The sequence below is a fragment of the Stenotrophomonas sp. 2YAF22 genome (genome assembly GCF_052114665.1).
Taxonomy (GTDB): domain Bacteria; phylum Pseudomonadota; class Gammaproteobacteria; order Xanthomonadales; family Xanthomonadaceae; genus Stenotrophomonas; species Stenotrophomonas indicatrix.
In genome coordinates this window covers 1-7,028 of the sequence record NZ_JBFRFE010000173.1, presented here as the reverse complement: position 1 = coordinate 7,028, position 7,028 = coordinate 1, and the positions used below count along the sequence as shown (strand labels likewise).

Sequence of the window (7,028 nt, the reverse complement as noted above, 5' to 3'; positions counted from 1 at the left end):
CAGTGAGTGGCTGTGAAACCCTGAAGCCCAGGACCGTGTCATCGGCTGAGACGGGCGCGGCATCGCGACTGGAGTTCCAGTCCGGCCCGGACAGCGCCGCGGCAGCCGCGAAGGCAGCCATTGCCGAACAGAAGTGGAAGCTGCTTTACAGCGGCACGGAAAGGCCGAAAGGCGACCACGGCTTCCAGAGCAACAACCACCTCGGTGGCGAAACCGACGACCAGCTTGCCTGGAGCAAGTCCGCTCAGGCCGGCCTGAAGCCCACCGCCTATTTGCAGGCAAAGACACCCACCAGCGCCTTCAGCTGGGGCGCGGAACTGTTCGTCGTTGTCTATGCCACCGAGACCGGCGGCAGCGCCATTGCCATTTCGGCATCGACCAGCCAGGCCCTCGAAAAGGAAAAGCTGGACAGTTACATCCGCCAGCTCGGCAGCGCCATCGACCAGCGTCTGGACTGACTACCCTGGGCCAGCGCTGCGCGCACCTGGGCCTGGCCGACACTGACGTTCAACAGGAGATCTGCACGATGAAACTGCGCATGCATGTGTCAGTGGCGATGACAATGGCGGGCATGAGCGGTTTTTCCGCTCATGCGGTGGATGCCGCCGCAGTCGCTCCCCACCGGCAGGACCTGAAGACCTTCTTCCAGTCCGAACAAATCGACTACATGACCGGGCAATGCCTGCAGCATTCGCCTGAGCTGGGCAGGCAGATGCAATCGGCTGCACAGCAATGGCGCCACGACAACGCCGCCGCCACCCAGCGCGGCAGCGACGCCGCACTGAAACTCTACCCACAACTGGGCGAAGACATCGCCACCCAGCGCAGCCGCGTTCGCGAGCAGTCCGCCAAACAGACGGAAGCGGAGCTGGCCGCTGATCCACAAACAGCCTGCCAGCAGGCACTCAACGGCATCCGCTTCAATGTGCCACTCGAGATGCAGGGGCCGACGTTGACCAGCCCCGTGCTGCGCGCCGACATCTTCAAGCAGGCCTCTTCCGGTGCGGCCATCCTGCTCGACTGCACCGCACTGCAGAGCATCCAGACCGAAGTGGTCAGCGATGGTGGCAGCGGCTCGCAGCGCCGTATCGAGGAGCGCTGGTCGTTCAAGGGCTGCGACAGAACCATCGCCGCGGCGGTCCACTATGCACCGGCCGAGGGCGGCACATCACTCGTTGTCAGTTTCCCTGGAACAGGCGCCAGGCACCGAACCACGCAGGCGCAGCCTCGATGACGCCGGGCATGGCCCGGCGCTGCCACAGCAACAGCGGCGCCGGAATCACTCCGGCGCCGCCGTCCTCACATCAGAAACGCAGGTCCGCGCGCAGGTACCAGTAACGGCCACGCGGAATGTCGTAGGTCGAGGCGTCATAGCCGTTCAACGAGCATGACAGGCAGATCGGCGGATCCTTGTCGAACACGTTGTTCAAACCGGCCGTCAGCTGCAGCCCCTTCATCCAGTCGATCTTGTAGCCCACCTGCGCATCATGGAACGTGGTGGCCGACAGCGTGTTGGTACCGGCGGCCTGGTTGCTGCACACCGGGAACGCCACGGCGTCACCGCAGTCTTCGGTCAGTTCGGAAATGTGGCGTACCGTCCAGTTGGCGCTCCAGTTGTCCAGCGTCCAGCCGATGCTGGCGTTGCTGGTCCATTCCGGAATCGAACTGTCAGCCACTTCCACGCCGGGCTTCTGTGGCTGCCGCTGGCCGGCCGCACCGGTGGCCTCGTAGCGACCGACGAAGGTGTTCTTCCAGCCCAGCTTGAACTGCCCGATCGAGCTCTGCGGCAGGGTCCAGAACAGGTCCACATCCCAGCCGTCGGTCTTGATCGAACCCAGGTTGGTCAGGCGGTTGTTGAAGCTGCTGACCGCACCGGTGCTGGCACGGGTAATGCCGTCGCAGTAGATCGGGTCCAGGGTATCCACGCACAGGTCCAGCTGGGTCTGCGCGTTGATCGCCTGGATCGCGCCATCGATGTTGTGGCGGTAGAACGTCACTTCCACGTCGAAGCGCTCCGACCACGATGCATCGTTGCCGAACCAGGGGCTCCACACGAAACCGGCACTGAAGCTGCGCGACCGCTCCGGCTCCAACTCGCGGTTGCCGCCGGTGGTCACCGAGATCTGCGAGTTGGCCTGCTGGAAGCCGGTCGGCACGCCCAGCGATGCGCAGTTGGCCGCACTACCACGCGGCGGTGTGCCACCCAGGCCCACCGAGCAGGGATCGAACAACTGCAGATCGGCGCGCGCGGCCGAGCCGTACAGCTCACCGATCGACGGTGCGCGGAAGCCTTCGGCATAGGTGGTACGCAGCACGAAGTCATCGGTCACCTGCCAGCGCAGGCCGTACTTGGGCGTGAACTCGCCACCGAAGGTCGAGTAATCCGAGTAGCGGCCAGCCAGGCTCAGGTCCAGCTTCTTGCCCAGTGCCGAGTCGGCGAAGATCGGCACGCTCAGCTCCAGGTACGCTTCGTTGACGTCGTAGGAACCGGACGTCGGCTGCGACGGTACGCCGTTGTAGTGGCCGATCACCGTCAGCGGATCAGGCTGGTAGGAACCTTTGTACTTGCGATGTTCGAGGCCGGTGGCGAAGGACACCGGGCCGGCAGGCAGGGTGAACAGATCGCTGGACAGGTTGGCGGTGAACAGGCTCAGCTCGTTCTGGCTGCGGTCGCGCACCACCGGCTGGATCCAGCGCAGCATGTCCGGGGTGATCGAACCAGCGCCGCCGAAGATGTTCAGCGGTACGCAGCCTGGCGTGGCCGCGCACACTGCAGGATCGCCCAGCGCCATGTTGACGTTGTAGATGTTGTAGCTGCCGTAGTTGGTCTGCTCGGCCTTGTTCTTGCTGTACATGCCGTTGACGTCCCAGTACCAGCTGCGGTCAGCTGCCTGGAAGTTGCCGACCAGGCCGGTGGCGAAGTACGTGGTGTCCACCTGCTGCTCGAATACGCGCGCGCCGCCTTCCACAGGACGACGACCGATCAGGCTCATGTTGCCCGACGACACCAGGTCGAAGCCGAACGGGTTGTACGGGTTCAGTGCCGAGACCACGATGTTGTCGGCCAGCGGATTGCCGGTGGCACCATCAGGGCCGAAGAACAGTGGCTCCGGGCCGGCCTGGTTGGTCGACTCGCGGCGGTTGCCCAGCACCTTGACGTACCACTGCACGTTGTCGGTGATGTCGAACCGGAACTGGCCGAACAGGCCCTTGCGCTCCGACGGTGTCAGCACCATGTTGTATTCGGCGAAGTTGAAGCGGTCAGCGCTGGTGAAGCAGTGGTAGTCGTCGGTGCGGTTGCAGCCGGCGCTGCCGTCGTAACGCGGGCTGCTCACGCCGGTGTTGGGCACGATGTCCTGTTCGGCACCGGTGTTGGGATCGACGAAGGCGAAGCGCCCCTGCGGAATGCCGCCGCTGCCGAAGGCCAGGCCGGTGCCGGGGATCGGGAAGCGCGACTGCTCGCGGTCCTTCGCATACACCGGGTCCTGCTTGGTCCAGCTTGCCCCCAGGAACAGGCTGTAGCGGTCGCCGCTCTTGCCCCAGGCCAGGTCCACGCCCTTCTGCGTGCCATCGCCCTTGCCGTACTGGCCGTAGTTCATCGTCACCTGGCCGCCATCGAAATCGCGGCGGGTGATGATGTTGACCACACCGGCGATGGCATCGGAGCCGTACAAGGACGACGCGCCGTCTTCCAGCACTTCGATGCGCTCAACGATCGCCAGCGGGATGGTGTTGAGATCGGTGGCCGAGCCCACGCCCGAGGCCGAGGATTCATTGACCCAGCGGATGCCATCGACCAGCACCAGTACACGCTTGGCACCGAGATGGCGAAGGTCCACCTGCGCCGAACCCGCGCCGACGCCACTACCGTCGGGTGGGAAACCGAAGTTGCCCGACGAATTGAACTTGGCATTGAGCGCCGAGCCCGAGCCGGTGAGCTGTTGCAGCACTTCACCGATCGAAGTAAGACCAGTGCGTTCGATGTCGGCGCGATTGAGCGTCTGGACAGGCACCTGGCCCTCCACTTCAGCACGCTTGATGCGGGTGCCGGTGACTTCGATCGCGTCCAGATTGGTGGTGGCCGATTGGGCAGCAGCACCCATCGGTGCCAAGGCGGTCACGCACAGCGCGACGGCGACCGCCAAGGGGCGGTGGTGCAGGTAATTCATTCGCTCTCTCTCCAAAGGAATGTCGGGACATGGACTGCCGCGCTCCCCCCTGCATGGCGGCAGCGTCTCCTTTGTAAACAAGCGGTAAAAATCGCGGCGTGATGCCCGACACTCTTTCACGCGAATTTGACGATTCTGAAAGCAGATAACGTCAATTAGCTACGTATTCACCGAAGGCGGTGATCTACATCGGCACCCTTCTGAGCGCCTGTTACCCAAATGCGGCCCTCCCTCAGGAAGGCCGCACCGGTGACTCGCTCACTGCACGAACGCGATGCGTTCCATGCCGGTGGCCTCGGCGGCGGCCAGGATCTTGGCCATGCCGTCGTACTCGGCCGACGGATCGGTGCTGATGCGCAGCTCCGGCAGATTGCCAGCGTGCTCACTGGCCTGCGCCTGCAGGCGCGACTGCAGATCACCGATGGCCATCGGCTGCCCGTCCCAGCTCAACTGGCTGGACGCATCCAGACGCAGTTCGATCGGCGGTGGTGGCTCGGGGCGATCAACCACGCGATCGGTGGCCTGCGGCAACTGCACGTTGATCGGCCGCGACAACATCGGCGCGGTCACGATGAAGATGATCAACAACACCAGCATCACATCCACCAGTGGCGTGACGTTGATGTCCGCCAGCGGGCCGCTTCTTCCTGCGCTACTGAATGCCATGTGCCGCTCCCTGCAGCAGGGCCGGTTGCCCCAGCCCAAACCTACGCCGGGCAGCTGCCCTCGCGGCAGTGCGGATGACCTCATCATTCAGCTGTCGTTGCCCTCTGCTGCCGTGTACGCAATGAGAAACTGAATTCAGCCACCGCCCGCTATGCTGGCCGCCATGACCCGACGATCTTCGACCGCCCTGTCCCTGCTCCCGCTGGCCACCACGCTGCTGATCGGCTGCGCGAGTGCCCAGTCCCTCGATGCCCAGAACGCCCAGTTGAAGGCCGCCATCGCCGCCGCCGAACGGGGCCAGTACGATGCCGGCCAGGCCGCCGCGCTCAGCCGCCATCCCGCGTATGGCTGGCTGGAGTTCGCCAACCTGCGGCGCAACATCGACACCGTCGATACGGCGCAGGCACAGGCCTTCCTCAAGCGCTACCAGGGCCAGGCCGTAGCCAACAGCTTCCGCAGCGCCTGGCTGCCCTCAGTAGCGCGCCGCCAGGACTGGCCGACGCTGCTGGCCAACTGGGCTCCCACCGACAACCTCGGCCTGCGCTGTGCGCAGCTGACAGCGCGCCAGGCCACCGGCAAGCTGGACCCGCAGTGGATCGGTGAAGCCCAGGATCTGTGGCGCAAGAACGGCAAGTCGTTGCCCGATGCCTGCGACGCCGTGTTCGCCGTGCTGCAGGCGCAGGGTGGCATGAGCGATGCGCTGCGCTGGGAACGCATCGATGCCGCTGCCGATGCACAGCAGCCGGCGGTGATGCGTTCGGCCGCGCGCGGCCTGCCGGCCGGTGATCTCGCCCTGGCCAACACCTACGCCGCCTTCGTCGACAAGCCCAACGCCAGTGCCCTGAACTGGCCGCGCAACGAGCGCAGCCGACGCATCGCCACCGATGGCCTGGCCAAGCTGGCCAAGGCTGACCCGGACGCCACCGAACAGCAGCTGCCGCAGTACGCGCAGGCGCTGGGCCTGAGCGCCGAACAGCAGGGCCAGGTGCGTTACCAGATCGCCCTGTGGACGGTGGCGTCCTACCTGCCCGACTCTGCCCGCCGTTTGAATGCCGTACCCGATGCGGCCTACGACGAACGCCTGCACGAATGGCGAGCACGCGAAGCGATGTCGCGCGGCGATTGGCCGGCGACGCTGGCGGCGATCCGCAAGATGGGCCCGACCCAGCGCAACGATTCGCGCTGGCGCTATTTTGAAGGCCGCATGCTGGAAAAGACCGGCCAGGCACAGCAGGCGCAGCCGTTGTTCCGCGAAGCCGCGCGCGCACCGACCTTCCATGGCTTCCTCGCCGCGGACAAGCTGCAGCAGCCCTACACGCTGTGCCCGTGGAAGCCCAACGACAGCGCGCAGGCGCAGGCTGCGGTGGCCCGCGATCCGGCCATCCAGCGGGCGATGGCGCTTTACCAGATCGACCGCGCCGGCTGGGCGGTGGCCGAATGGAACAATGCGCTGTCGCGCTTCGATGACACCCAGCGTCGCCTCGCCGTGCGCGTAGCGCAGGACAACGGTTGGTTCGACCGCGCGGTGTTCGCGCTCGGCAAGCAGCCGCAGGAGCAACGCCTGTACGACCTGCGCTTCCCGCTGCACCACGACGCCACGATCCGCCGTGAATCGGCACGCAATGCCATCGACCCGGCCTGGGTGGCCGCCGAGATCCGCGCCGAAAGCACTTTCACCCCGCGCGCGCGTTCGCCTGCCAACGCCATGGGCCTGATGCAGGTACTGCCGGCGACCGGCGCCGGCGTGGCCAGGTCCATCGGCCTGACCGGCTACGGCGGCGCTGACAGCCTGTACGACCCGGACACCAACATCGCCATCGGCACCGCGTACCTGCGGCAGTTGATGAACAAGTACGACGGCCTGCCCTACGTGACCATCGCCGCCTACAACGCGGGCCCGACGCCGACCGCGCGCTGGCAGACCCAGCGCCCGGGCTTCGATCCGGACCTGTGGATCGAGACCATCAGCTACAAGGAAACGCGCGAGTACGTGGCCCGCGTGCTGGCCTTCAGCGTGATCTACGACTGGCGACTCAACGGCGACGCACTGCCGCTGAGCGACCGCCTGATGGGCCGCCTGGTGGACAAGCGCAAGAGCTTCACCTGCGCCGCCGACGCCGACCAGGGCGGGGATTGATCGACATCCGGTAGTGCCGGCCGCTGGCCGGCATCCGTTATTGTCCAGGGTAGCCG

At 65.6% G+C, this 7,028-nt stretch carries 5 protein-coding genes; 3 read left to right on the top strand and 2 right to left on the bottom strand.

What is annotated here, in order from left to right:
- Both AB4Y84_RS08990 and AB4Y84_RS08985 read left to right on the top strand, forming a co-directional pair.
- Window positions 1–458: hypothetical protein (locus tag AB4Y84_RS08990; protein WP_442250017.1), on the top strand; the 458-nt coding region annotated here is incomplete at its 5' end.
- A 68-nt stretch (window positions 459–526) separates the two neighbouring features.
- Entirely contained in the window at window positions 527–1,234 is a 708-nt protein-coding gene (locus AB4Y84_RS08985) for a hypothetical protein (protein WP_442244397.1), read from the top strand.
- Between the two features lie 70 nt (window positions 1,235–1,304).
- On the opposite strand, the gene AB4Y84_RS08980 is transcribed toward AB4Y84_RS08985, so the two are convergent.
- Together AB4Y84_RS08980 and AB4Y84_RS08975 are read right to left on the bottom strand one after the other, a co-directional pair.
- Window positions 1,305–4,169: a TonB-dependent receptor plug domain-containing protein gene (locus AB4Y84_RS08980; protein WP_442244398.1), complete on the bottom strand. Its 2,865-nt coding sequence runs from the start codon at window positions 4,167–4,169 to the stop codon at window positions 1,305–1,307.
- A gap of 258 nt (window positions 4,170–4,427) precedes the next feature.
- Window positions 4,428–4,835, bottom strand: a complete 408-nt coding sequence (locus tag AB4Y84_RS08975) for an ExbD/TolR family protein (RefSeq protein WP_099820943.1) — start codon at window positions 4,833–4,835, stop codon at window positions 4,428–4,430.
- Window positions 4,836–4,986: 151 nt separating this feature from the next.
- On the opposite strand from AB4Y84_RS08975, the gene AB4Y84_RS08970 reads away from it, so the two are divergent.
- Complete coding sequence (locus AB4Y84_RS08970) at window positions 4,987–6,972, top strand: transglycosylase SLT domain-containing protein (RefSeq protein WP_442244399.1); 1,986 nt, start codon at window positions 4,987–4,989, stop codon at window positions 6,970–6,972.
- The last annotated feature ends 56 nt before the right edge of the window (window positions 6,973–7,028 follow it).